Origin of the sequence: Rahnella sp. AN3-3W3 (assembly GCF_003263545.1) — a bacterium.
GTDB lineage: Bacteria > Pseudomonadota > Gammaproteobacteria > Enterobacterales > Enterobacteriaceae > Rahnella > Rahnella variigena.
On sequence record NZ_JYDG01000104.1, the window covers coordinates 25,142 to 49,398 of the forward strand.

At 49.4% G+C, this 24,257-nt stretch carries 26 protein-coding genes; 16 read left to right on the plus strand and 10 right to left on the minus strand.

Annotation, left to right across the window (positions count from 1 at the left end; genetic code table 11):
- Positions 1–21: 21 nt before the first annotated feature.
- Positions 22–312, plus strand: coding sequence for a hypothetical protein (locus tag UC15_RS22405; protein WP_112291070.1), 291 nt, complete (start codon positions 22–24; stop codon positions 310–312).
- Positions 313–371: 59 nt separating this feature from the next.
- Here the strand turns inward: UC15_RS22405 and UC15_RS22410 are convergent, their stop codons facing one another.
- The 4 genes from UC15_RS22410 to mgrB all read right to left on the minus strand — a co-directional run bounded on the left by UC15_RS22410 (position 372) and on the right by mgrB (position 1,696).
- The gene (locus UC15_RS22410) at positions 372–608 is read right to left on the minus strand and encodes a DUF4060 family protein (protein ID WP_013576199.1); all 237 of its coding nucleotides are present in this window, start codon (positions 606–608) and stop codon (positions 372–374) included.
- 135 nt (positions 609–743) lie between these two features.
- Positions 744–1,046, minus strand: coding sequence for a phage protein NinX family protein (locus tag UC15_RS22415; protein WP_112291072.1), 303 nt, complete (start codon positions 1,044–1,046; stop codon positions 744–746).
- A gap of 111 nt (positions 1,047–1,157) precedes the next feature.
- Positions 1,158–1,430, minus strand: a complete 273-nt coding sequence (locus UC15_RS22420; RefSeq protein WP_112291074.1) for a YebO family protein — start codon at positions 1,428–1,430, stop codon at positions 1,158–1,160.
- A 143-nt stretch (positions 1,431–1,573) separates the two neighbouring features.
- Positions 1,574–1,696, minus strand: a complete 123-nt coding sequence (gene mgrB, locus UC15_RS26200; protein ID WP_162940700.1) for a PhoP/PhoQ regulator MgrB — start codon at positions 1,694–1,696, stop codon at positions 1,574–1,576.
- Between the two features lie 775 nt (positions 1,697–2,471).
- Between mgrB and UC15_RS22430 the strand changes: the two genes are divergently transcribed.
- Both UC15_RS22430 and UC15_RS22435 read left to right on the plus strand, forming a co-directional pair.
- Complete coding sequence (locus UC15_RS22430) at positions 2,472–5,165, plus strand: autotransporter outer membrane beta-barrel domain-containing protein (protein WP_112291077.1); 2,694 nt, start codon at positions 2,472–2,474, stop codon at positions 5,163–5,165.
- A gap of 182 nt (positions 5,166–5,347) precedes the next feature.
- Positions 5,348–5,584, plus strand: a complete 237-nt coding sequence (locus UC15_RS22435) for a YobH family protein (protein WP_112291078.1) — start codon at positions 5,348–5,350, stop codon at positions 5,582–5,584.
- Positions 5,585–5,634: 50 nt separating this feature from the next.
- Here UC15_RS22435 and UC15_RS22440 read toward each other — a convergent pair whose 3' ends face one another.
- Entirely contained in the window at positions 5,635–5,880 is a 246-nt protein-coding gene (locus tag UC15_RS22440; RefSeq protein WP_015697897.1) for a DUF2766 family protein, read from the minus strand.
- 201 nt (positions 5,881–6,081) lie between these two features.
- Here UC15_RS22440 and UC15_RS22445 point away from each other — a divergent pair, with 201 nt between their 5' ends.
- From UC15_RS22445 to UC15_RS22455, 3 genes are all read left to right on the plus strand, one after another.
- Positions 6,082–6,273 (plus strand): YebW family protein, encoded by a 192-nt coding sequence (locus tag UC15_RS22445; protein WP_095921376.1) that lies wholly within the window; start codon positions 6,082–6,084, stop codon positions 6,271–6,273.
- Between the two features lie 127 nt (positions 6,274–6,400).
- Positions 6,401–8,041: an ABC transporter substrate-binding protein gene (locus UC15_RS22450; RefSeq protein WP_112291080.1), complete on the plus strand. Its 1,641-nt coding sequence runs from the start codon at positions 6,401–6,403 to the stop codon at positions 8,039–8,041.
- 145 nt (positions 8,042–8,186) lie between these two features.
- Positions 8,187–8,402: a hypothetical protein gene (locus UC15_RS22455; RefSeq protein WP_112291082.1), complete on the plus strand. Its 216-nt coding sequence runs from the start codon at positions 8,187–8,189 to the stop codon at positions 8,400–8,402.
- Between the two features lie 68 nt (positions 8,403–8,470).
- Here UC15_RS22455 and UC15_RS22460 read toward each other — a convergent pair whose 3' ends face one another.
- Positions 8,471–8,758, minus strand: coding sequence for a hypothetical protein (locus tag UC15_RS22460; protein WP_112291083.1), 288 nt, complete (start codon positions 8,756–8,758; stop codon positions 8,471–8,473).
- A gap of 328 nt (positions 8,759–9,086) precedes the next feature.
- On the opposite strand from UC15_RS22460, the gene UC15_RS22465 reads away from it, so the two are divergent.
- The gene (locus UC15_RS22465) at positions 9,087–9,296 is read left to right on the plus strand and encodes a hypothetical protein (RefSeq protein ID WP_112291229.1); all 210 of its coding nucleotides are present in this window, start codon (positions 9,087–9,089) and stop codon (positions 9,294–9,296) included.
- 38 nt (positions 9,297–9,334) lie between these two features.
- On the opposite strand, the gene UC15_RS22470 is transcribed toward UC15_RS22465, so the two are convergent.
- Complete coding sequence (locus UC15_RS22470; RefSeq protein WP_232829967.1) at positions 9,335–10,915, minus strand: sensor domain-containing diguanylate cyclase; 1,581 nt, start codon at positions 10,913–10,915, stop codon at positions 9,335–9,337.
- Between the two features lie 258 nt (positions 10,916–11,173).
- Positions 11,174–12,427, minus strand: a complete 1,254-nt coding sequence (icd, locus tag UC15_RS22475; RefSeq protein ID WP_112291085.1) for an NADP-dependent isocitrate dehydrogenase — start codon at positions 12,425–12,427, stop codon at positions 11,174–11,176.
- A 132-nt stretch (positions 12,428–12,559) separates the two neighbouring features.
- Here icd and rluE point away from each other — a divergent pair, with 132 nt between their 5' ends.
- The 9 genes from rluE (at position 12,560) to UC15_RS22520 (ending at position 21,746) form a co-directional block, all read left to right on the plus strand.
- Entirely contained in the window at positions 12,560–13,186 is a 627-nt protein-coding gene (gene rluE / locus UC15_RS22480; RefSeq protein ID WP_112291087.1) for a 23S rRNA pseudouridine(2457) synthase RluE, read from the plus strand.
- Positions 13,179–13,625: an NUDIX hydrolase gene (locus UC15_RS22485; protein ID WP_112291088.1), complete on the plus strand. Its 447-nt coding sequence runs from the start codon at positions 13,179–13,181 to the stop codon at positions 13,623–13,625. Before rluE ends, UC15_RS22485 begins: the two co-directional genes overlap by 8 nt.
- Positions 13,626–13,872: 247 nt before the next feature.
- Positions 13,873–14,982 carry a tRNA 2-thiouridine(34) synthase MnmA gene (gene mnmA, locus UC15_RS22490; RefSeq protein WP_112291090.1) on the plus strand — a complete coding sequence of 370 codons (1,110 nt, stop codon included), beginning with the start codon at positions 13,873–13,875 and terminating at the stop codon, positions 14,980–14,982.
- A gap of 190 nt (positions 14,983–15,172) precedes the next feature.
- On the plus strand, positions 15,173–15,799 hold the full coding sequence (gene hflD / locus UC15_RS22495) for a high frequency lysogenization protein HflD (RefSeq protein WP_112291091.1): 627 nt from the start codon (positions 15,173–15,175) through the stop codon (positions 15,797–15,799).
- Positions 15,800–15,822: 23 nt separating this feature from the next.
- The gene (purB, locus tag UC15_RS22500) at positions 15,823–17,193 is read left to right on the plus strand and encodes an adenylosuccinate lyase (RefSeq protein ID WP_112291093.1); all 1,371 of its coding nucleotides are present in this window, start codon (positions 15,823–15,825) and stop codon (positions 17,191–17,193) included.
- Positions 17,194–17,399: 206 nt separating this feature from the next.
- The gene (gene phoP, locus UC15_RS22505; protein ID WP_095921366.1) at positions 17,400–18,074 is read left to right on the plus strand and encodes a two-component system response regulator PhoP; all 675 of its coding nucleotides are present in this window, start codon (positions 17,400–17,402) and stop codon (positions 18,072–18,074) included.
- Between the two features lie 31 nt (positions 18,075–18,105).
- Entirely contained in the window at positions 18,106–19,560 is a 1,455-nt protein-coding gene (gene phoQ / locus UC15_RS22510) for a two-component system sensor histidine kinase PhoQ (RefSeq protein ID WP_112291094.1), read from the plus strand.
- Between the two features lie 159 nt (positions 19,561–19,719).
- Complete coding sequence (locus tag UC15_RS22515; RefSeq protein WP_112291096.1) at positions 19,720–20,841, plus strand: cupin domain-containing protein; 1,122 nt, start codon at positions 19,720–19,722, stop codon at positions 20,839–20,841.
- A 191-nt stretch (positions 20,842–21,032) separates the two neighbouring features.
- Complete coding sequence (locus tag UC15_RS22520) at positions 21,033–21,746, plus strand: hypothetical protein (RefSeq protein ID WP_129638500.1); 714 nt, start codon at positions 21,033–21,035, stop codon at positions 21,744–21,746.
- A 238-nt stretch (positions 21,747–21,984) separates the two neighbouring features.
- Here UC15_RS22520 and pepT read toward each other — a convergent pair whose 3' ends face one another.
- Positions 21,985–23,214: a peptidase T gene (pepT, locus tag UC15_RS22525; RefSeq protein ID WP_112291098.1), complete on the minus strand. Its 1,230-nt coding sequence runs from the start codon at positions 23,212–23,214 to the stop codon at positions 21,985–21,987.
- A gap of 153 nt (positions 23,215–23,367) precedes the next feature.
- Positions 23,368–24,198 carry a Sir2 family NAD+-dependent deacetylase gene (cobB, locus tag UC15_RS22530; RefSeq protein WP_112291100.1) on the minus strand — a complete coding sequence of 277 codons (831 nt, stop codon included), beginning with the start codon at positions 24,196–24,198 and terminating at the stop codon, positions 23,368–23,370.
- Positions 24,199–24,257 lie beyond the last annotated feature (59 nt).

Sequence of the window (24,257 nt, forward strand, 5' to 3'; positions counted from 1 at the left end):
CATTCAAAAAGGAGAAAATTTATGACCAGGAACACCACTCAACGCCGGCGCTCATTCACTGCGCGACTGACGCATATTATGCAGATTCAGACCCAGTATGGCCGCCTGTGGCTAAGCTCACGTTTTCGCCGTATCAAAGTCCCTGCTTCAGTGAAAGTCATCGCCTTCGCCATTCTGACGCTGATGGTTCTGGCGATCACCGGGACAATGTTGCTGGTGCTTGACCTGATTAGCCTGATTTCAGGGCTGCTGAAGCGCCCTTTCCGCCGGGGAAATGTTTACCGGCGCCAGCTGATGAGAAAGCCTGTATAAAACAAAACCGTGTCGGTTTAACGACACGGTTTGAGATTACGGTGATGTATTCCTGATTTTCAGGCAGGCATACCGCAAAGTTTGGTCAGATTTCTGGCGCCGATCATGAGGGTTGCAACATAGGATTGTCTGCGGGTGACAACTTCGACCGCTACACGCGCATCTTTATACTTAATGAGATAGGTTGAAGGCCAGCCCTGCCGGCGTTTGCCGTAGGCTTTTTCATGACTGTCGATAGCTGCATGAGCAACCACCAGATGGGAAAGAGTTTTATCACCTTTAATGATGCGCTTCATAATGGACTCCGCCTTAGACACAACTGTCAAAATGAGGAAACATTAATCACTTGATACGCATCGCTTTATGCGACGCTTATTCGAATCACTTCTTTGCAAAACTTTGTCACAATCTGAGTATCTCTGCGCTTTTGCTTATGCGCAAGTCTTACTAAGCAGGAAACACACCATAGCGGCACGCAGAGGCCGTTTGCTTTGCGCCTGCCACTGGCCATGAGGACTGCTTATCTCAGCCAGCCAGAGGGGATCGCTCTGCAACTCTTTAAAATTGATGCTGATTTTGTTGGCGCAAATAATCGGCCACGCGTCGGAGGGGTTGTTGCAATAATCTTTGCCCTTCATACCGCCGTAGGGATACCACTTCTCAGGTTCCTCTCCCGTCAGTAAAGCAATGTTGTGGTTTACTTCGCTATCATTTTCTTCCGACCATTTGATCATCAGTTCATCCATCCAGCAGGGCACATGCGTGGAGACTACCGGAAGAATAAGACAGATTTATGAAGGAGTAACAAAAGCAAAAACCCGCCGAAGCGGGTTTACGATGTAAAATTATCGTTCAGGAATAAAACCACGCAGACTGAGAGCAGAATCATCCTCTGCTTCAACAGGGGGCGCTTTGCCTCGTGCCTGTGCAGCGAGAACCTTAAGCAACTCGGTTTGCTGGCGTTGTTGCTCAGCTATCTCGTGCAACAACGCGATGTGTTCATTTGCCCTGACACTGGCCCGGCTGACAAAAAACCATACCAACAAAAATAACAAAGCTGAGAGTGCGAACAGCACCAATGAAGCCAGGCTGTTTTGGCCCATTGCGAAATCAAACATTGACTACCCTACCACTGAATGTTCAGAGCCTTCATCTTACCATCACCGGCTGATCAGGGAAGTCATTCACAAATCCATTAACGAAAAAACAGGCTTTTCTTACTGCCGGGCTGGCGGCAGACAGAATTTCTGGCAGAGATCCCCTAAAAAGGGATAAATGAAGTGATCGCACAAACGCCCAGGTCAAAGTTCCCGCCCTGATCGCAATAGCTGTTAAGCGCAAGCAGGTAAAGACCTATGCAGATGAGCAGGAAAAGGACGAACATCACGATCTTCCTGACATTGAAAACAGGCTTTTTCAATTTGAGGGCAGGTTTCTTTTGGTTTAAACAACGTCTATCAGGGCTCAAGGCGACGTCCAACGGATGAATGAACAGACACACATACTACGATGAAAATCTTAAACAACGATATAACAAAACGTCGGCTTTTAACGGGCAAACATCCTGTAATAATCACATACGTAAATCATAAATTAAAATGCATTCACCTTATCAATATATACCAACCAGACAAGAGTTGACCTGCGTCAAATAAAACCAATTATTCATTCTGCCTTTAAAAACAACACCTCCCTTTCGATTTTCTTAAAAATGAATTTTGCAGACCCTGTAATAATACATTACATAAAGAAATAATAGAAAGCGGATGAAGCCATTAACTTCATGAAAGAACATACCTCAACATCATTCCAATATGATAAATACCGGCCTGACCTAAAAGCACGCATCCTGGCTCGCATCAGACCAGGATTAATCAGCCTGTTCGGCTTACCCATAAAACACATTTATTTAGAAACTATAAAACAACCATTAAAATATTAAAAGAAATGCAAAACTAAAAACACGGCAATTATTAAATATAAATTTTCAAATTTGATGAACTTTCACTGGAACTTCCTTGTTGAATTAAACCATGCATTAAAATATCATCCCGCCGTCGAACAGTTCTTCTGTCTCTTCTGTTATATAAATGAAAGCATAATAGCTGAATTATTTTCAGCTCACTCATGCTGACTATTTTTTGTTGAGGGATTAATAAATGCATGCATGGAATAAAAAGTTCTTCGTTTCTAAAATAGCGCTGGCCTGCGCTGTTGCAGTAACAGCACCTGCGGCGATATCAGCTGATATATCTGGCACCGTATATGACACGTTCTATCATGACTCTGCTCTGGCGGGTCATATCGGCTATCGTGGATATGCAGATGATGACGGTGCAGATAACGGTTACGTTGGCGGAGACATCTACTCTTCAATCAACAACGCTATAGTTAATGGCGTTATTTCCACTCACTATCTGGGCTTTGATAACAACACTAGCAACACGCTGAATATTACCAACACCACTGTCAACGGCATGATCACTTCTGAGTGTATGTCGACCGATTGCGGCGATGCGCGTAATGATTATGATCAGTCACCTTTGCAACTGACCATTGATAATTCCACTATTAACGATTCTTACGAACACTTCGATTACGACGTAACTGATGCCAATAAAGTGCGTGATCATGAAACCCTGAATACCTACGATATGGGTGTTGCGGTGACATTGGATCAGGAAAGTGACATCGTTATTAAGAACAACTCTCACGTTGCTGGCATTGCGCTAACCCAGGGCTACGAGTGGGCTGATACTGACGTTAATAACGGTAATACGTTTGATAATACCCTGACAGTTAATGACTCCTCGCTGACTTCTGGTTCTTACACAGAATTGCAAACCACCGGTTTCTACGGCCAGTCTGATAAGCCAAGTGATTACGGCAATATTAGCGCCGCAGGTACCCAGGCTGATGACGTTGCATTATCTGTTGTTGCAAGTGCAACAGCTGATAACGCAATGAAAACTAATGCCGTATTCAATAATTCAACCATTACCGGTGACGTTGCTTTTGTCAGCACTTTCGACGAGAACTATTACGTCGGTGGTTATGACAGCAATGCCGATGGTGTGCTGGATACCAATGGCTGGGATGACACAGACGAACTGAACCTGACACTGGACAATGGCAGCAAATGGGTTGGCGCAGCCACCTCAGATGTTCAGATGGATTCAGCTCTGTATAACCGCAGCACCAACAGCATCTGGCCGGGTTCTGTTTTCAGCAGCACCAATGGCTACCTGGTTGGCGATGATGTTTATCAAAGCGGTCTGTTCAATGTCGCGCTGAATAACGGTTCAGAGTGGGACACGACCAAATCTTCAAACATTGATGATCTGACCGTCAATAACCGTTCTCAGGTGAATGTTGTTGAGTCAGGATTACTGGCAGATCACATTTCTCTGACCAATGCATCAACCCTGAAAATTGCCGCGCACGGCGATGTTAAAACTGATGTGTTGAGCCTGAACTCAGGCAGTCAGGCATCATTGACCGAAGAAACTGCGTCTCTTTATGCCAACACTATCGTTGTGGGCAACGGTTCCGAGCTGAACTTAGGTTTGGGTCAGGTTGATACGCATAATATGGTTCTGACTGATAACGGTACTTTCGATATCGGTAGCCGTGAATATGTTCTTAACTCTGACATGAACAACGCGCGCGACAAAACTGCCGCCGACTATGTTTATGATCAGGGCACCATCGGTATCAACTCTGACGGTCATCTGTCCGTCAATGGCGTGACTAACGGTAATTATCAGGTACGTATTGATAACGCGACAGGCGAAGGCCAGGTTGCTGATTATGAGAATAAAGAGCTGATCCGCATCTACGGCGGCAATGCGACATTTACTCATGCTAACACCGCTGATCTGGGCGCCTATAAATATCAGGCTGAGCAATATGACGATACTGTAGTGCTGGCTAAACAAGGCATTACCTCTACCGCCAATGCAGCCCTGAGCCTGCCTTCTTCCAATGCAGCAACCTGGCATATGGAACAAGACACCTTAGAAAACCGCATGAACAGTTCACGTCACACCCAGGGCAATGACAAAGGTGGTGTGTGGGTTAACTACTTTGGCGGTCAGCAAAATGGTGACAACGGCGTAATTGATTACGATCAGGACGTTAATGGCATTATGGTTGGTCTGGATAAAGTCACCGAAGGGGGTGGCGAACGCCAGTGGCTGGTCGGTATGGCAGCAAGCTTCGCCAAATCAAGCTTGTCTATGGATGATGCGGATGCGGATACTGACAGCCAGTCAGCACGCGTTTACTCCAGCCTAAACTTCAATAATGGCGCATTCTTTGACTCTTCTCTGAGCTACAGCCATTTCAGCAACTCTACTGACAGCACCATGAGCAACGGTCAGCAAGTATCAGGTGACAGCACTACTGATGCATGGGGCTTTGGTCTGAAACTGGGTTACGACTGGAAATTCGCTCCACAGGCGTATCTGACTCCATACGCAAGCATTACTGGCGTGTTTATTGGCGATGACGATTACAGCATGACCAACAACATGCATGTTAGCGATCAGGCTTATGACAGCATGCGTTATGAGTTGGGCGGGAACCTGGGTTATACCTTCGATCTGGGTGCAGATCAGGCACTCAGTCCTTACGCAACTCTGGCGTATGTGTATGAAGATGCTAACAACGATGCAAACATCAACGGTGATCGTATCGATAACGGCGTTGATGGTTCTGCTGTCCGCCTAGGTTTAGGGGGTCAGTTCGACATGAACAAAAACTTCACCGTTTACACAGGCGTTAACTACCTCGGCGGCAGCGATGTTGATCAGCCTTGGGCAGCAAACCTGGGTATGAAATACCGCTGGTAATTTGACTGTCTGATAAGACTCTTCAGTAGTGCATTGGCCCCTTCTACGGGGCCAATTTTTTTGACATCTTCAGGGCTTTTCTGATTAGGAATCTGCTGCAATGACATTTACTGAAAAATAACTTCTACTAGGCTGATCAATATCCTGAATTGTTCAGGAGCAGATATTTAGGGAGTTTCAGAATGGGTATCGTTAAGACGATTATTGTACTGGCTGTGATTTACGCTATTTTTCTTTTTTCAGGATATGGCGTGACGGTCGGAAGCAGCGAGAATGCAGCGGGATTAGGCCTGAAATGCCAGTACTTAACGGCCAGAGGGATTGTCAGCTCTCAGTACATTCATTCTGACAGCGGAGTCATTGGTGTCGCGAACTGTCCGATTTTCAAAAAAGTCGGCGAAGTGGTCGATAATAAATAAGACACTTTTTTGGCTTGTCATGCCCGTTAGCACGGGCATGACAATAATTCTTAGCTGTCGTGCTTAGTGAATTTCAGTTCAATCAATGAAATCGCTTTTTCAATGGCACGTTTAGTTACCGGATCGGCACCTGCCGGATGCTTGCTGAAATCAATGCTTTTCAGCTGATGGGACATCTTTTCGCGTACTTCTGCTGGCGCAATAATTTCAATCACATCCAGAATTTGCTTAATCACCAGCTGGCATGCAACCAGATCAGATTCGATTTCTTGTTCTCTGTTTAAAGATTCGGACATGAGCTGCTCCTTCCATTACGTCATTCATAAAAATTATGGTCGCGAGGATATCATGCCCTTTATGGAAATTCTCTTTTCTGCCATTTCTGCCCTTACCCCCTCTTTTCCACCGGACAAATATGCAGCAAACGCGCGCTATTACATTTTTTTACGGACACATTAGTTCTATGCTTAATCTGATGACAAAGAAGGAGACGCGCTATGTTCGCTCTAGTTTTGACCATTTGTTATCTGGGCGGAGGATGTGAAGACCTGGTGGTAGATGCCTTTAATACTCAGAAACAATGCACCGTTGCAATGCATCAGCAGGGCTTACGGCAGGCCGGCTGCTATCCTATCGAAGATTTTATTGATGGCTATTGGATCCCGGCGCACGAAAACGCTGATTTCTAATCCACTGTGTTGCCTTTCACAGATTAATAACAAAAGTCTCATAAAGATTGCTAAAGTGACCGAACAAAGGTATGAATACCCTGTTACTCATTGATATTTAACCATATTGACAGGGCAGGAAATGGCAATGACGATACGTAAAACTTATGGAAGCTTTAAAAAAATACCTCTCGCGCTTCTTCTCTCCACCACCTTTATGGCCTCTTACACCACTTACGCTGCGAACGTTCCCGCAGGTGTAGAGCTGGCGGCCAAACAGGAAATTACCCGCAACAATGGCAGTGAACCCGCTTCTCTTGATCCGCATAAAGTGGAAAGCGATGTGGAGTTCAACATCCTCAGCGATTTGTTTGCCGGATTAGTCACTACCGACAGCAAGGGGGATGCACAGCCTTCGCTGGCTGGTAGCTGGGAAACCAAAGATAACAAAACCTGGGTGTTCCATTTACGTCCCGGCATTGTCTGGTCTGATGGCTCACCGATTACCGCGCAGGATGTGGTCTTCAGCTGGCAACGCCTGATCGACCCGAAAACAGCCTCACCTTATGAAAGCTATCTCGGCAGCATGCATGTGCTGAACGCCGCAGATATCATTGACGGCAAAAAGCCCGCCGATCAGTTAGGGATCAAAGCGCTGGATAAACAAACGCTGGAAATTACTCTCGACCAACCGCTTTCGTACTTCCTCGGCATGCTGGCACACCCTTCCCTTTCGCCGATCAGCCAGGCAGATGTTGAAAAATACGGGGATAAGTGGACTCAACCTGGAAATCTGGTCAGCAGCGGTCCTTTCAAGCTCGATACCTGGACGGTCAACGAGCGCATCACCGCCGTACGCAACCCGAACTACTGGGACAACTCGCATACCGTCATTAACAAAGTGACGTATTTGCCGATCGCTTCAGGCACGGCGGATGTTAACCGCTATAAAGCCGGTGAAATCGACATCACCTATACCGTACCTTCTCCGCTGTTTGCCTCGCTGAAAAAAGAGCTGGGCTCGCAGGTTCACGTCAGCCCTTATCTCGCCGTCTATTACTATGCGATGAACACGCAAAAGCCGCCGTTTAACGATGTCCGCGTGCGTAAAGCGCTGAATCTGGCCATTGATAAGTCGATCATTGCCGATAAAGTGTTAGGTCAGGGGCAAACTCCGGCATGGCATTTATCGCCAGATAACACGGGGGGTTTTACTTTCGCTAAACCAAAAGAAGCCAGCCTGACGCAGGAACAGCGTAACGCAGAAGCCAAAAAGCTGCTGACCGAAGCCGGTTTTGGTCCGGACCATCCGCTGAAATTCAATCTGCTGTACAACACTTCTGAATCGCATCAGCGCATTGCGATTGCCGCCGCGTCAATGTGGAAAAAGAATCTCGGTGTGGATGCTGTTTTGCAGAATCAGGAATGGAAAACAATGCTCGATACCATGCATCAGGGGACGTATGAAGTCGTGCGTTATGCCTGGATTGCTGACTATAACGAGCCTTCGACTTTCCTGAATACGCTGCGCACAGGCAACAGCGAGAACACGCCGAAGTTCAGTAATGCAGCCTATGATCAGGCACTGAATGATGCCCTGAAAGCCACGGATAAAGCCGACGTTGGCAAAGCCTATCAGCAGGCAGAGCAGGTACTGACTGAACAATCTCCAGTAATTCCGCTGTATCACTATGTCAGCGCACGTCTGGTTAAACCGTATGTGGGTGGTTTCAACGACAGCCTGCTTAATTACATTTACACCAAAGACTTGTACGTAATTAAGCACTAATGCTGCCTGCCTTTCCTTACGGCGTTTGACTGCGTAAGGAAAGGCACTTCAAATCCCTTGCGCCCTCACCTTCTTTCCGCTAACCCACTTGCCACACGCCACTCAGATGATAGATTGTACGTAAATCACACAAACGGGAGCTGTTATGAAATTCTCGGAAAGTGAGATCCAACCGCTTTGGGACGAAGTTGCACGTATTATCGGTGATGGCGTGATTCAGATGCGCCACAGAGGTGAGCCGTTGAGTGCCGATGCGCTGATTGGGTATCTCGATGAACAACTGGTCACGGCGACCGGCGTCCAGCGCCGTATCTTGCTCGGTGCAGCGATTAATCTGCTTAAAGCTGATCGCCGCTCCTGATCTCAAGACAAACAAAAACCCCGCAACCTTTTCGGGTAACGAGTCGTTTATCCATCATCAGCCTGCCGTTATTTAGATTGCGCCGCTCGCCCCTGAGCAAATAAGAAAATGCGCTGCGTAATGTCATCTGCGCCGAGAATGTTTCCCTTCTGCTCCAGACTGGCTTTGGCATAAGCCATATCATGCGCCTGATCAACCATGCTGATAACACGATCACGAGTGGTTTTGTCCACAATCCCCAGCAAGGTCGTCAGAATGGCCTGATAGGCATTGGAGGCATAAGTCAGTTGTCTTTCACGTTGTTCCAGCGCGTCAATGCGAACCATCAGGGCCTGCAATTGCTCTTGATGCGTCATAGCGGCATCCTTCTTCACGGGTGGAAAATAACCGGAGACAGCGAAGAAGTAGAAAGATCTTCGCCGGTTACTGACGTTAAGTTTAGCAGAGTTAAAGAAAGTAGATGTTGCCCGCTGCAGGCAGGCAATATAAACCGTTGTTCAATGAGCCATTAAACGCCTGCGCAGTTGTAACCGCGGCTTAACTCAAACGACCCGCTGTGCCGGGCTTCTCACCACGTGATGCGTAACAGCGGCAGTACCTGCTTACAGATAGCAAAATGACAGCCGGATACCTGATGTGACATTTTCTGCCACAGCATTATTTGTTCGTTTTGGGAGAGATCAGGTGAAAAATACAGTTCTGGGTGTAGCAATGGCGGGCATGCTTTTGGTCAGTTCACTGGCGCAGGCAGAAGGCTGTCTGAAAGGTGCGGTAGTCGGCGGAGTTGCAGGTCATCTGAAGCATCACGCTGTCATCGGGGCAGTGGCTGGATGCGCCATCGGGCATCATCTGGCGGCTCAGGCAAAGAAACAGCAAGCGGCTACCGGTAAATAACTCGGTCAGGGCAGACAATGCCCTGACTGAGCAAAACGTTATTCAGGTACGACAACCACGCGGTTACGCCCTTCCTGCTTGGCTTTGTATAACGCCTCATCGGCCCGTTTCAGTGACGTCTCCGGTTCGCCCATTTGCTGATTCCAGTAAGAAACACCTAATGAAATCGTAATCGGGCGGATCCCCGGCAGCACCAATATTTCCACATTCTGCCGCAGACGTTCAGCAATCATTTCTGCTTCTGCCAGCGTCGTGTCAGGCAGCAACACCAGAAACTCTTCCCCGCCCACGCGGCACAGAATGTCACTTTCACGGGCATTATGCCGGATTTGCTCGGCCAGTGTTCTGATCACTTCATCACCGGTGTCATGCCCGTAAGAATCATTGATCGTCTTGAAGTGGTCGATATCCAACGTAATAGCAGAAAATTGCTGACGCATTTGCACTACCGATTCCAGAGCTATCGCCAGCCCGCGCCGGTTGAACAGACCCGTCATCGGGTCTGTCTGCGTTTCGAATTTAAGTTTGCCGATTTTCTTCTGCAATAAATTAATGCCAATCAGCAAAGCACGTTTGAGCTGGTTCGACTCGAAATACCAAGAAGGGATTTCACGGATGTTACTGGAAATATCAGGTTTATCCATTTCGTTAGCACTGCGCGCCAGTAACCAGAGCGGGCGGGCTATCATTCTGGAGAACAGCCAGACACAAAGCAGCGTCAACAGCGCCAGCGGCGTCAGATGTTTCAGTACTTTGACCATCAGCCCTTCCAGTGGCTTAAGAGTCGAATTAGTCGGCCGCTGAGTAATAATTTCCCAGCCTGACGAAGGAACAACGGCATAACCGGCCAGCATGTTCTGACCCGCCAGATTAGTGACCATCAGGCTGCCATTGGGTTCTTTTCTGACGGCCTCTGTCAGCGGACGGGGCTTCACCACTTCTCCGATGCGATAGACATCAGGGTGATAGAGAATACGGCGCTCTTTATCCAGTACGGCAATATATGAACCGTCGCGATAATAATGCTCGCCAAGCAGCTCATTCAAAATGCTCTTCTGGCGCAGGTAAATAGTACCTGCGATATACCCGAGGTATTTACCTTCAGCGGTAAAAATCGGTGTCGAAATCACGACTACCAGATTCTGCGCGACCGAGGTATAAGGTTTACTGATCAGCGGCCGGCGTTCTTTCAGTGCTTCAAGCGCACCCGGCGTTTTAAGAATATGGCCGACCAGTTGCAGGCTGTCAGGAGACGTCGCCAGGATTTTGCCTTGTGCATTGGTTAGCACGACAGAATTAAAACTGTCGGTCTGGTATTTCAGACGCGCGGTTTCAGATTGCAGAACGGCAGGATCGTCAAAATTTCTCGCCGCGATCACACTGCTATAGGCAAGCTGTTTCTGCATACTTTTTAGAAACTGTTCGGTGCTGGCGGCCAGTTTCGTCGCGTAAACGCGGTTCTCTTCGAGCGTATTGTCGATAAGTAACTGGCGCTGAACACGATAGCTGGCATAAAAGCTGTTGGCGAGCGTCACAAAGGCGCTCATCACGGCTAAAATCAGGATCAGGCGTCGCAGATCAATACGGAACAGAGAGCTTGAGAGGAGTGAGCGCAACAAAAAGTCATTCCTGTGGTAAAAAGTGGCTCATATGTAACACCGCTGCCCCCGATGCACAATAAGGCCGAAAAAATAAACTATTATCCGTCTGAATCCCCAACAAAAAATTGTACTTAGCATCAACAGACTTAACTCAAATTATTGATATTGAAATTTTTTATGTAAGCATTGCCCTTGTTCAGAGACATTTATCAGTTAATCGCGGACATAAAAAAACGGAGGCATTAAGCCTCCGCTGATTCTTCAACAATATCGCAATTACATATTTGCGATCATGTCGTCGGCGAACTCGCTACATTTACGCAGCTTAGCGCCTTCCATCAGACGTTCGAAATCGTAAGTCACGGTTTTGTTAGCGATAGCGCCTTCCATGCCTTTGACGATCAGGTCTGCGGCTTCGAACCATTCCATATGACGCAGCATCATTTCTGCGGACAGGATGATTGAACCCGGGTTCACTTTGTCCTGACCGGCATATTTCGGTGCAGTACCGTGCGTCGCTTCAAACAGCGCGCAATCAGAACCGATGTTTGCGCCCGGTGCGATACCGATGCCGCCAACCTGCGCCGCCAGGGCGTCGGAGATGTAGTCACCGTTCAGGTTCATACAAGCGATAACGTCGTATTCAGCAGGACGCAGCAGGATTTGTTGCAGGAACGCATCCGCGATCACGTCTTTAATGATGATGTCTTTGCCGTTGTTCGGGTTCTTGATTTTCACCCACGGGCCGCCGTCGATCAGCTCACCGCCGAACTCTTCGCGCGCCAGCTGGTAGCCCCAATCTTTGAAGGCACCTTCGGTGAACTTCATGATGTTGCCTTTATGAACCAGAGTCAGTGAATCACGATCGTTGGTGATAGTGTATTCAATCGCAGCGCGAACCAGACGTTTGGTGCCTTCTTCGGAGCAAGGTTTGATACCGATACCACAATCTTGTGGGAAACGGATTTTCTTCACGCCCATTTCGTCTTGCAGGAACTTGATCACTTTATCTGCTTCAGCAGAACCCGCTTTCCACTCGATACCCGCATAAATATCTTCGGAGTTTTCACGGAAAATAACCATGTCGGTATCTTCAGGACGTTTAACCGGGCTTGGAGTGCCGGTGTAATAACGAACCGGACGCAGACAGATATACAGGTCGAGTTGCTGGCGAAGTGCCACGTTCAGGGAGCGAATGCCGCCGCCAACCGGAGTTGTCAGTGGGCCTTTGATAGCAACACGGTAATCACGGATCAGGTCCAGAGTTTCTTCTGGCAGCCACACGTCCTTGCCGTACAGTTCTACGGATTTCTCGCCGGTGTAGATTTCCATCCAGGAGATTTTACGCTCGCCTTTATAGGCTTTCTGAACAGCCGCATCAACGACTTTGATCATGGCAGGCGTTACGTCAACACCGATGCCATCACCTTCGATAAATGGGATAACAGGATTATTAGGAATGACCAGTTTACCCTGAGCGTCTACTGTAATCTTTTTACCTTCAGCCGGAACAACTACTTTGCTTTCCATTAACCTCTCCTTCGAGCGCATTTTTGTTAAAAATTTGTAAGATGCCGAACGATATTACTCGAATATTTCTCGCTAGCCAATCCGAAACATTTTTCAAGTATAATGCGCTAATTCTCTCCAACTTCAATGCCTATGAACCCGCTATCTTTTAAAAATCACAACGTTAAACGTTTCAGCAAAAGGCCTGCCAAAGAACAATCTTCCCCAAAAGGGCCGGGAAAGGTGATTCTTTTCAATAAACCGTTTGATGTACTGCCACAATTCACTGATGAGGCCGGTCGGGCAACGCTTAAAGATTACATTTCTTTAACAGACGTTTATGCCGCAGGTCGTCTGGATCGCGACAGCGAAGGTTTACTGGTGCTGACTAACGATGGCAAACTGCAGGCTGCGCTGACTCAGCCGGGCAAACGCACCGGCAAAGTTTATTATGTTCAGGTCGAGGGCGAACCGGATGACGCCGCAGTAAAATCACTGCGCGAGGGCATCACACTGAAAGACGGGCCGACATTGCCTGCGGGTGCGGAAATTGTCGATGAGCCGGAATGGCTGTGGGCGCGAAATCCGCCAATCCGCGAGCGCAAATCTATCCCGACTTCGTGGCTGAAAATCACGTTATACGAGGGAAGAAACCGTCAGGTACGCCGTATGACGGCCCATGTGGGATTCCCGACGCTGCGCCTGATCCGCTTCAGTATGGGCGAATTCACCCTCGGCGACTTACAACCCGGCCAATGGAAGGAAATTCCGCATGTTTAAACCGCACGTTACTGTCGCCTGCATCGTTCAGGCACAGGGAAAGTTTCTGGTTGTCGAAGAAACCATTCACGGCAAAGTCACCTGGAATCAGCCTGCCGGTCATCTCGAAGCCGATGAAACCTTAGTCAGCGCCGCAAAACGTGAGCTGTATGAAGAAACCGGGATCCGCGCGGAGCCACAATTTTTCCTGGGTTTGCACCAGTGGCAGGCACCAGATGCCACGCCGTTTCTGCGTTTCGCCTTTGTGATTGACCTGCCAGAAATGTTGGAAACCGCACCGCAGGATGCTGATATTGACCGCTGCCGCTGGGTGACTGCCGAGGAAATTATCGGTTCTGCGCAACTGCGCTCGCCGCTGGTGGCCGAAAGCATTCGCTGTTATCAGCAATCGCCGCGTTATCCTCTGGAAATTCTGCACAATTTCAATCTGCCGGAATAACCCTCCTCTTCCGGTTGTTGCCACGCGGTTAATCAGCGATGCAGCAACCGGCCTGACGTGATAAAATTTTGCGCTTCACGATGTAGCTCGCGTGAAATCTTAGTAAAGCAGTTCCTCTCTGTTCGGTATCTGTGGTGTTCGGTTTTTTGTGATGTTTTGGATGCGCGCGGCCTTCATCCTCGTGAGTCAAGCATCAGAATAAACACCGTCAGTACCGGGCAATTAATTCATGTGTTTCGGGACTATTATGTCTGACAACAGCCAGAAAAAAGTGATCGTCGGGATGTCCGGCGGTGTCGATTCCTCTGTCTCTGCGTACCTTCTGCAACAGCAGGGTTATCAGGTTGAGGGCCTCTTCATGAAAAATTGGGAAGAGGATGACGACGAAGAATATTGTACAGCCGCCACTGACCTTGCGGATGCACAAGCCGTTTGTGACAAGCTGGGTATTGAACTGCACACCGTGAATTTCGCGGCGGAGTACTGGGACAACGTGTTCGAATTATTCCTTGAGGAATATAAAGCCGGACGCACACCAAACCCGGATATCCTGTGCAATAAAGAAATCAAATTCAAAGCCTTCCTGGAATTTGCAGCTGAAGATCTGGGCGCGGATTATATCGCGACCGGTCACTACGTCCGCCGCCAGGATATCGACGGTGTCAGCCATTTGCTACGCGGCGTTGATGGCAACAAAGATCAGAGCTATTTCCTCTACACGCTCGGTCACGAGCAGGTCGCACAAAGCCTGTTCCCGGTCGGTGAGCTGGAAAAACCTGAAGTTCGTCGTATCGCCGAAGAACTGGATTTGATCACTGCGAAGAAAAAAGACTCTACCGGCATTTGCTTTATCGGAGAGCGTAAATTCCGTGACTTCCTTGGCCGCTATTTACCGGCACAACCGGGCGTGATTAAAAGCGTGGACGGCCAGGTGATGGGACAACATCAGGGGCTGATGTATCACACACTCGGCCAGCGGAAAGGTCTGGGCATCGGCGGCCAGAAAGACGGCAGCGAAGAGCCGTGGTACACGGTGGAAAAAGATGTGGAGAACAACATTCTCTACGTCGCACAAGGACACGAACATCCGCGCCTGATGAACGTCGGTCTGATTGCCCAACAACTGCATTGGGTCGATCGCAAAACGCTGACCGCCCCGCTGACCTGCACCGTGAAAACCCGTTACCGCCAGGAAGATATTCCGTGCGTGGTGACGCCACTCGGTGAAGACCGTATCGAAGTGCGTTTCGAGGCACCGGTTGCGGCGGTCACGCCGGGTCAGTCTGCAGTATTTTATCAGGGTGAAATCTGTCTGGGAGGCGGGATCATCGAACAGCGCCTGCCGCTTCAGGCCTGATACGCGGTAAATATATCGTTGAATACGGGACGCTTTCAGGCGTCCCGCTTTATTTCTGTCCGACTGTGATGCCCTGCACTGATTCCGAACTGTGTTTAGAGGCAGTTTTATGGCATGATCTGTCGCCATGAATTTGGGCTATTTCATTGTCACTGCGTCTCATCGTTTCAAAACGCTTACAGGAGTAAACGTGGCTAAAAATTATTACGACATTACGCTGGCTTTGGCGGGGATCTGTCAGGCAGCGCGCCTGGTTCAGCAACTGGCACACGAAGGCCAATGCTCGCAGGAAGAAATGTCAGTGTCACTGCGCAGCCTGCTGGAGATGAATCCGGCGTCAACGCTGGCGGTTTACGGTAATAATGAAGCCAATTTGAAGATGGGACTGGAGACGCTGCTGGGTGTGCTGAACGCTAACCGTCAGGGGCCGGGCGCTGAGTTAACGCGTTACGCATTAAGCCTGATGGTGCTTGAACGCAAGCTGTACGCCAATAAAGCCGCCATGAATCAGCTCGGTGAACGTATCGATCAGCTTGACCGCCAGCTGGCGCATTTTGAGCTGGAATCTGAAACGATGATCAGCTCCCTGGCCTCGATTTATGTCGATGTGGTCAGCCCGGCCGGTCCGCGCATTCAGGTCACCGGTTCACCGGCCATTTTACAAAACCCGCAGGTTCAGGCCAAAGTCCGCGCCATCTTACTGGCCGGTATCCGCTCTGCGGTACTGTGGCACCAGGTGGGCGGTGGCCGCCTGCAACTGATGTTTTCCCGTAATCGCTTGTTTGAACAGGCGAAGAATATTCTCGCTCATTGTTAATAAGATCCCAGGAGTTGCTACCGATGGAATTATCCTCACTGACCGCCGTTTCCCCCGTTGATGGACGCTACGGTGATAAAGTCAGCGCGCTGCGTACTATTTTCAGCGAATTTGGCCTGCTGAAATTCCGTGTGCAGGTTGAAGTACGTTGGCTGCAAAAACTGGCAGCCTGTGCAGAAATCAAGGAAGTTCCTGCTTTTGATGCCGACGCAAACGCTTTCCTCGACCAGATTGTGGCCAATTTTGATGTTAATGACGCTCAGCGCATTAAAGATATCGAAAAAACCACCAACCATGACGTCAAAGCGGTTGAGTACTTCCTGAAAGAAAAAGTGGCAGCCATCCCTGCCCTGCACGCCGTCTCTGAATTCATTCACTTCGCCTGCACCTCCGAAGACATCAATAACCTGTCCCACGCGCTGATGCTGCAAACCGCACGTCAGGATGTTGTACTGCCTTACTGGAAGCAGATTATTGATGCCGTGAAAGGTCTGGCGCACAAGTACCGCGATATTCCGTTGCTGTCCCGTACTCACGGTCAGCCGGCGACGCCATCCACTATCGGTAAAGAGCTGGCTAACGTCGCTTACCGTATGGATCGCCAGTTTAAGCAGCTGCAAAACGTCGAAATCCTCGGCAAAATCAACGGCGCAGTGGGCAACTACAATGCTCACATCGTGGCGTACCCTGAAGTGAACTGGCACCAGTTCAGTGAAGAATTCGTGACGTCTCTGGGCGTGACCTGGAACCCGTACACCACGCAGATCGAGCCGCATGACTACATCGCCGAACTGTTTGACTGTGTGGCGCGTTTCAACACTATCCTGATCGACTTTGACCGCGACATCTGGGGTTACATTGCCCTGAACCACTTCAAACAGCGCACTATCGCGGGCGAGATCGGTTCATCCACCATGCCGCACAAAGTTAATCCGATCGACTTCGAGAACTCCGAAGGCAACCTGGGTCTGTCCAACGCCGTATTGCAACATCTTGCCAGCAAACTGCCAGTTTCCCGCTGGCAGCGTGACCTGACCGACTCCACCGTGCTGCGTAACCTCGGCGTGGGTCTGGGCTATGCGCTGATCGCGTATCAGGCCACCATGAAAGGCGTCAGCAAGCTGGAAGTCAACGAAGCCAATCTGGCGAACGAACTGGATCACAACTGGGAAGTGCTGGCTGAGCCAATCCAGACCGTGATGCGCCGTTACGGTATCGAAAAGCCTTACGAGAAGCTGAAAGAGCTGACCCGCGGCAAGCGTGTTGATGCGGCGGGTATGCAGGCGTTTATCGATTCTCTGGAATTACCGGAAGAAGAGAAAATCCGCCTGAAAGCCATGACACCGGGCAATTACATCGGTCGCGCCACCACCATGGTTGACGAACTGAAGTAAGTTTTTAGGGTGTAGATCATGAGGCGGCCTGCGGGTCGCCTTTTTTATGCGCTTTCTGCCAAAAGCCGTTTATAATTCGTTTATGTTCTGTTGAGGTTTAAACACATGTGCGTTGACCTCAGGTTGATTAAAATGATTCTGAATCAATTACAATTGCACTCAGAATATGTAAACCCTTTTGCGTGCTGTCAGGATAAGGAATCACCATGCGAATTTTAGTCATTGAAGATAATGCACTGCTCCGTCATCACCTTTCAGTTCAGTTGCGGGAAATGGGCCATCAGGTGGATGCGGCGGAAGATGCCAAAGAAGCCGACTATTTTTTGCATGAACATGCGCCGGACATAGCGATTGTCGATCTGGGTTTGCCGGGCGAAGACGGGTTGAGCCTGATCCGCCGCTGGCGCAGCCATCAGACCAATCTGCCCATTCTGGTGCTGACCGCCCGTGAAAGCTGGCAAGATAAAGTCGCCGTGCTGGAAGCCGGTGCCGACGATTACGTTACGAAGCCTTTCCATCTGGAAGAAGTGCTGGCGCGTATGCAGGCACTGATGCGCCGTAACAGCGGCCTCGCCTCTCAGGTCATTACACTTCAACCTTTCCAGATTGATTTGTCCCGCCGCGAGCTGACCGTCAACGAACAGCCGATTAAACTGACGGCGTTCGAATATACGATTATCGAGACGCTGATCCGCAACGCCGGAAAAGTCGTCAGCAAAGATTCCCTGATGCTTCAGCTTTATCCCGATGCCGAACTGCGCGAAAGCCACACCGTGGATGTGCTGATGGGGCGGTTGCGTAAAAAATTACAGGCTGAACATCCGGTTGATGTGATCACGACCGTTCGCGGTCAGGGTTATCGTTTCGACATCCGCCCGTAAGGGTATGTTCCTCACCACGAAAGGACGCGCCATGAAAGGACGCACCAGGAAACCCTTCTCCCTTCGCGTCCGTTTTATGATGGCGACCGCGGCGGTCGTTCTCGCCCTGTCGCTGGCCTACGGGCTGGTGGCAGTCGTCGGATATATGGTGAGTTTCGATAAAACCGCCTACCGTTTGCTGCGCGGCGAAAGTAATCTCTTTTTCAGCCTGGCACAGTGGCGCGACAACAAGCTGAGCATTAACGTTCCTCCTGATCTCGACCTCAACACGCCAACGCTGGTGTTTATTTACGACGCCAACGGAAAACTGCTCTGGGCTGAGCGCCGCATTCCCGAGCTGGAAGCGCATATCGATAAAGCGTGGATGAATAAACCGGGCTTCTACGAGCTGGATACCGACACGCAAATCAGCAGCGAAGTGCTGGGCAATAACCCGAAAGCGCAGGATAAGCTGAAGGATTACGACGAAACCGACGCCAACGCGATGACCCATTCCATTGCGGTCAACACCTATAACGCGACGTCGCGCCTGCCGACACTTAACATTGTTGTGGTGGATACCATACCGCAGGAATTGCAACGTTCAGATCTGGTGTGGGAATGGTTCAGTTATGTGCTGCTGGCAAACCTACTGTTAGTCGTACCGCTGTTATGGCTGGCGGCATACTGGAGTCTGCGCCCAATCAAAGAGGTCATCCATCAGGTCGCCCAGCTGGAATCTCATGAACGGGAATTACTGGATGAAAACCCGCCCCGTGAGCTGCGCGGGCTGGTGCGTAACCTGAATATTTTGCTGCACGGCGAACGTGGCCGCTATGATCGTTATCGCACTACGCTGGCGGATCTGACACACAGCCTGAAAACCCCGCTGGCGGTTTTGCAATCCACCCTGCGCGCTCTGCGTAATGGCAAGCAGATGACCATCGAAGAAGCGGAACCCGTGATGCTTGAGCAAATCAGCCGCATTTCACAGCAAATTGGTTACTACCTGCATCGCGCCACATTACGCTCTGAACAGAACCTGTTGATCCGCGAAGTGCATTCCGTGCCGGCGATCCTCGACGGATTGTGCTCAGCGTTGAACAAAGTTTATCAGCGTAAAGGCGTGGTGATCACCGTCGATATTTCGCCGGAAATCACCTTTGTCGGAGAGAAAAATGACTTCATGGAAGTCATGGGCAACGTGATTGATAACGCCTGCAAGTACTGTCTGGAATTTGTCGAAATCAGCGCTGTACATACCGAGCATGAACTGGTGATTTTGATTGAAGATGATGGCCCGGGTATTCCCGAGAGCAAGCGTGAGGTGATTTTCCAGCGCGGTCAGCGTGCGGATACATTGCGCCCGGGACAAGGTCTGGGACTTTCACTGGCCAACGACATTATCGAGCAATATGACGGCAAAATTATCATCAGCGACAGCCCGCTCGGCGGCGCGAGTATGCGTGTCTGTTTCGGCCTGCAACAAGGCATCGAACTGGAGTAACGTTTACCCGACCATTTTGCCAGCACATTTCGGCGTAATCTTAACCATCATGCGAAATTTGCTGGCAATTGCCCAACTCAGCCGCAACACCTTCCGTTATAATCATTTACAGACAGCCCTCTTCTTTATCCACCCTCCTTTTAATGCAAGGGAAATACTATGGATTACCAACTCGACCTAGACTGGAATGATTTCCTGCAGCGTTACTGGCAAAAACGTCCTGTCGTGCTAAAACGCGGCTTTAAAAATTTTGTGGATCCTATCTCGCCTGACGAACTGGCAGGACTGGCGATGGAAAATGAGGTGGACAGCCGTCTGGTGAGCAATCATGACGGTAAATGGAATGTCAGCCACGGGCCGTTTGAAAGTTACGATCATCTGGGAGAAAACGGCTGGTCGGTGCTGGTTCAGGCCGTCGATCACTGGCACGAACCGTCTTCACATCTGATGACCCCGTTCCGCCATATCCCTGACTGGCGCATGGATGACCTGATGATTTCCTTCTCGGTTCCGGGCGGCGGCGTGGGTCCGCATCTGGATCAGTACGACGTCTTTATTATTCAGGGCACCGGCCGTCGTCGCTGGCGTGTGGGCGAAAAAGTCGCCATGAAACAGCATTGCCCGCATCCGGATTTGCTGCAGGTCGAACCGTTCGACGCGATTATTGATGAAGAACTGGAGCCGGGCGATATCGTTTACATTCCACCAGGTTTTCCGCATGACGGCTATTCGCTGGAAAACTCACTGAATTATTCTGTCGGTTTCCGTGCGCCAAATGCCCGTGAAATGGTCAGTGGCTTTGCGGATTACGTGCTTTCCCGCGAACTCGGCAGTCACCGTTACAGTGATCCGGAACTGGTTGAACGTGAACATCCTGCCGAAGTACAACCGGCTGAGCTGGATAAACTGCGCGGCATGATGCTGGATCTGATCAGTAATCCGGCGCATTTCAACAGCTGGTTTGGTGAATTTATTTCTCAGTCGCGTCATGAGCTGGATCTGGCACCGCCGGAACCGCCTTATCAGGCAGGTGAAATTTATGAGTTGCTGGAATCCGGTGAAACGCTGGAACGACTTGGCGGTCTGCGCGTGCTGCGTGTGGGCGATACCTGTTACGTCAACGGTGAAGCGATGACCACGGAACATATCGGCGCAGTGGATGCCATTGCCCGTCACAAAACCGTGACCAAAGAAATGCTGGGTGATGCGCTGGACGATCCTTCATTCCTTGCGCTGCTGTCTGCGCTGGTGAACAGCGGTTACTGGTACTTTAACGACTGATATTAAGAGCTATTTAATCTGATTATTAATACAGGATGCTCCGGCATTCTGTATTGATTAAAAAAATTAATATTTTAGTTATTAATCGCTGACACGTAACCAATAATTAATTGGTATTAGTCAACAGCCTTTTTTAATCTTATAATTGCGGATTACATTTCATTACTAAACCCAGTTATTAAAGGCCAGATATGTTTTTGACACAGTTGTTCAAGAAAAAAAATGAGTTAACTAAAGCTCATACTTTTTCCCGTCATCCCCTCCAAAAACCTGAAGCAAAAAAAACCGATCTTTACATAAGCCGGAATATCTCATCTGAAATAACCTGTAGATTATACAATACAATTAATCAGAATATAGACCGGGATATCCGCAGGTTTGGCAAATCCGTCATGAATCCGAGTATGCTCGCCGATCTCTCCCGAATGAATTATTTTATTGATAACAAAAAAATATCCGTTCCGGGAAATGAGATTCAATCTAAAATTAACTTTTCCGCTCAGATCATTGAATCCAAAAATCAATGGATTCAGGAGCATATCGGTTCGCTTTCTTCTTTCCTGCATCAGGGCATTTTTCCTGATTTTTTTGGCGCTGTGGATAACTGGAAGGCCAGTGATGGCAGTAAGTTGGAAATCGCTATGGTTTCTCTGGACAGAAATAAGACCAACACCAGCTTTTATATTTCCAGCACCGGTATGATTAAGTTAATTAGTCAGGCGAATATTTCAAATATTATACTCAGAAATAACGATATTATCATGGTGGATAAAGAACGTAGTCAGTTTAACTTACAGCTCTCGTTCCGGGCAGTAGCCATGCCAGACAAATGTTTGATCACTACGCAGGGTAATGGCGCAGATGGCTGCCGGATGACGCTGCACGGAATGGAGCTTTTAAAATAACAAACACAATGCTGTCGGGCTTTCGCGGCCCGACGGGGCTATCGAAGCCGCAACAGGCGTTTCAAAGGATTAAGGTTCAGAGATTTGGCATGCACACTTATTTTCACGGATACGAAATCAAGATATATTTAGGCAGGATATCTTAATAACCAAAGTGAAGGGGTAACGCGCTGATATTAGAGGTTAATCTAACCAGCCTTGTATTGTTACACTTTATAACTCAAAGGCTGACCAGGTTTTATTTAGATCTTTCCGCCGTCAGTTCCGCAATACGCATAATTACGGAGACCGCTTTTTCCATTCCTTCCAGCGTCACAAATTCGTGTTTACCGTGGAAGTTATAGCCGCCGGTGAAGATATTCGGGCATGGCAAACCACGGAACGAAAGTTGCGCGCCATCAGTACCGCCGCGGATAGGCTTCATGATGGGCTCGATGTCGCAATCTTTCATCGCCTGCTGCGCCAGCGCAATAATGTGCGGGTGCTGTGCCACTTTGTCGCGCATGTTGTAGTAGTGATCGTCCAGCGTCACTTCGATATAGCAATCGCGATGCAACCCTTTGCCGACCAGATGCGCGACATCAATAATTTTCTGCTTACGGGCTTCGAACTGGGTTTTGTCGAAATCACGAATGATGTAATGCATTTCCGCGCGCTCAACGTTGCCCTTGATGGTCGTCAGGTGATAGAAACCTTCATAACCTTCTGTGTGCTCAGGGGTTTCATCCGCAGGCAGTTCGTTGTGAAAACGCGTCGCCAGTGACAGCGCATTCACCATCACCCCTTTGGCACTGCCCGGATGCACGTTATTACCGACAATTTTAATTGTTGCCGATGCAGCGTTGAAGTTCTCAAACTCCAGCTCCCCCACTCCGCCACCGTCGACGGTGTAGGCCCACTGCGCGCCGAATGCAGGAATATCAAAACTCTGCGCGCCTTTGCCGATTTCTTCGTCTGGCGTGAAGGCGATACGCACCGGCCCGTGCGGAATATTACTGTCCTTCAGCCGCACCATCGCGGTAATAATTTCTGCGATACCGGATTTATCATCAGACCCGAGCAAGGTTTTGCCGTCGGTGGTAATGATCGTGTGGCCGAGAAGCTGATGTAACACGGGGAACATTACCGGTGATAAAATTTCGTCGCCATTTCCCAGTGCAATATCGCCGCCGCGATAATTTTCCACAATTTGCGGATTAACGTGTTTGGCCGTGAAATCAGGCGCGGTATCCAGATGGGAAATAAAACCAATCACCGGTACCTTCCAGGCCACGTTTCCCGGCAAGGTTGCCATCACGCAGCCTTTATCGCTGAGAGTGACATCTGAAAATCCCAGTTCTTTCAGTTCATTACGCAGGGCTTGCGCCAGCTTGAGTTGCCCGTCGGTGCTGGGCGTATGTCTGACATTGGGTTTAGATTGGGTATCGAAAGAAACATAATGAAGAAAACGATCAAGCAACTTATTCATTTGGGTATCCTCTGGCGGCTGGCTTTTATTATGCGCAGCATGGAAACCGTGAATATTGCGTCAGGTCAGTTTTCGCCAAGTTTAACGAGATATGTCTGCGGGACAGGCGCAATTTTTCGCTTTACGGCCATTAAGTCGAAAAAAAAGCCCGGTCTACGACCAGGCTTCATCTTTCTTCGTCAGAAATTTATGCACAAATTCCGGCACGACCTGACTCGCCAGACCGTAATGCTTCATATCAAACTCGCTTTCTACCTGGCTGGGCTCAAGATTCAGTTCAACCGCACAGGCACCGCCAATACGCGCCTCATGAACAAATCCGGCAGCCGGATAAACATGGCCTGACGTGCCAATCGCCACGAAGAAGTCAGCTTTCGCCAGTGCATCGTAAATCTCGTCCATGCCAAATGGCATTTCACCGAACCAGACAATGTGCGGACGCAGCGGCGCCGGGAACTGGCAGCAATGACAGCGGTCGTCGACACTCAGATCGCCCGGCCACTCCAGCACTTGTCCGGACTGCGTGCAGCGTACTTTCAGCAATTCACCGTGCATATGAATCACACGAGAACTCCCGGCGCGCTCGTGCAGATTGTCGATGTTCTGCGTCACCAGCAGGAAGTTATCGCCGAGCGCTTCTTCCAGCGTGGCCAGCGCATAATGCGCGGCATTCGGTTTGAGATCGTCGGCCTGCAACTGGCGGCGGCGTTCGTTGTAAAAACGCTGCACCAGTTGCGGGTCGCGGCGATAACCCTCCGGCGTCGCCACATCCTCAACACGGTGTTCTTCCCACAAACCGTCTGCAGCGCGGAAGGTACGGATACCGGATTCAGCTGAAATCCCGGCACCGGTCAGCACCACCACAAACGGCTTTTTCAGTGAAGCCGCAGCCATCGAATCACGGTGGAAAATATTCGACCGGAACCGCTGATGGCGAATGCGCTTGTTTTTGCGAAACCGACACAGACGATGACGTGTGCGCATGAAGTGCTCCTTACTCTCTCTGTGTCTGATTAAAACTGCATCAACACTACATTAATAAA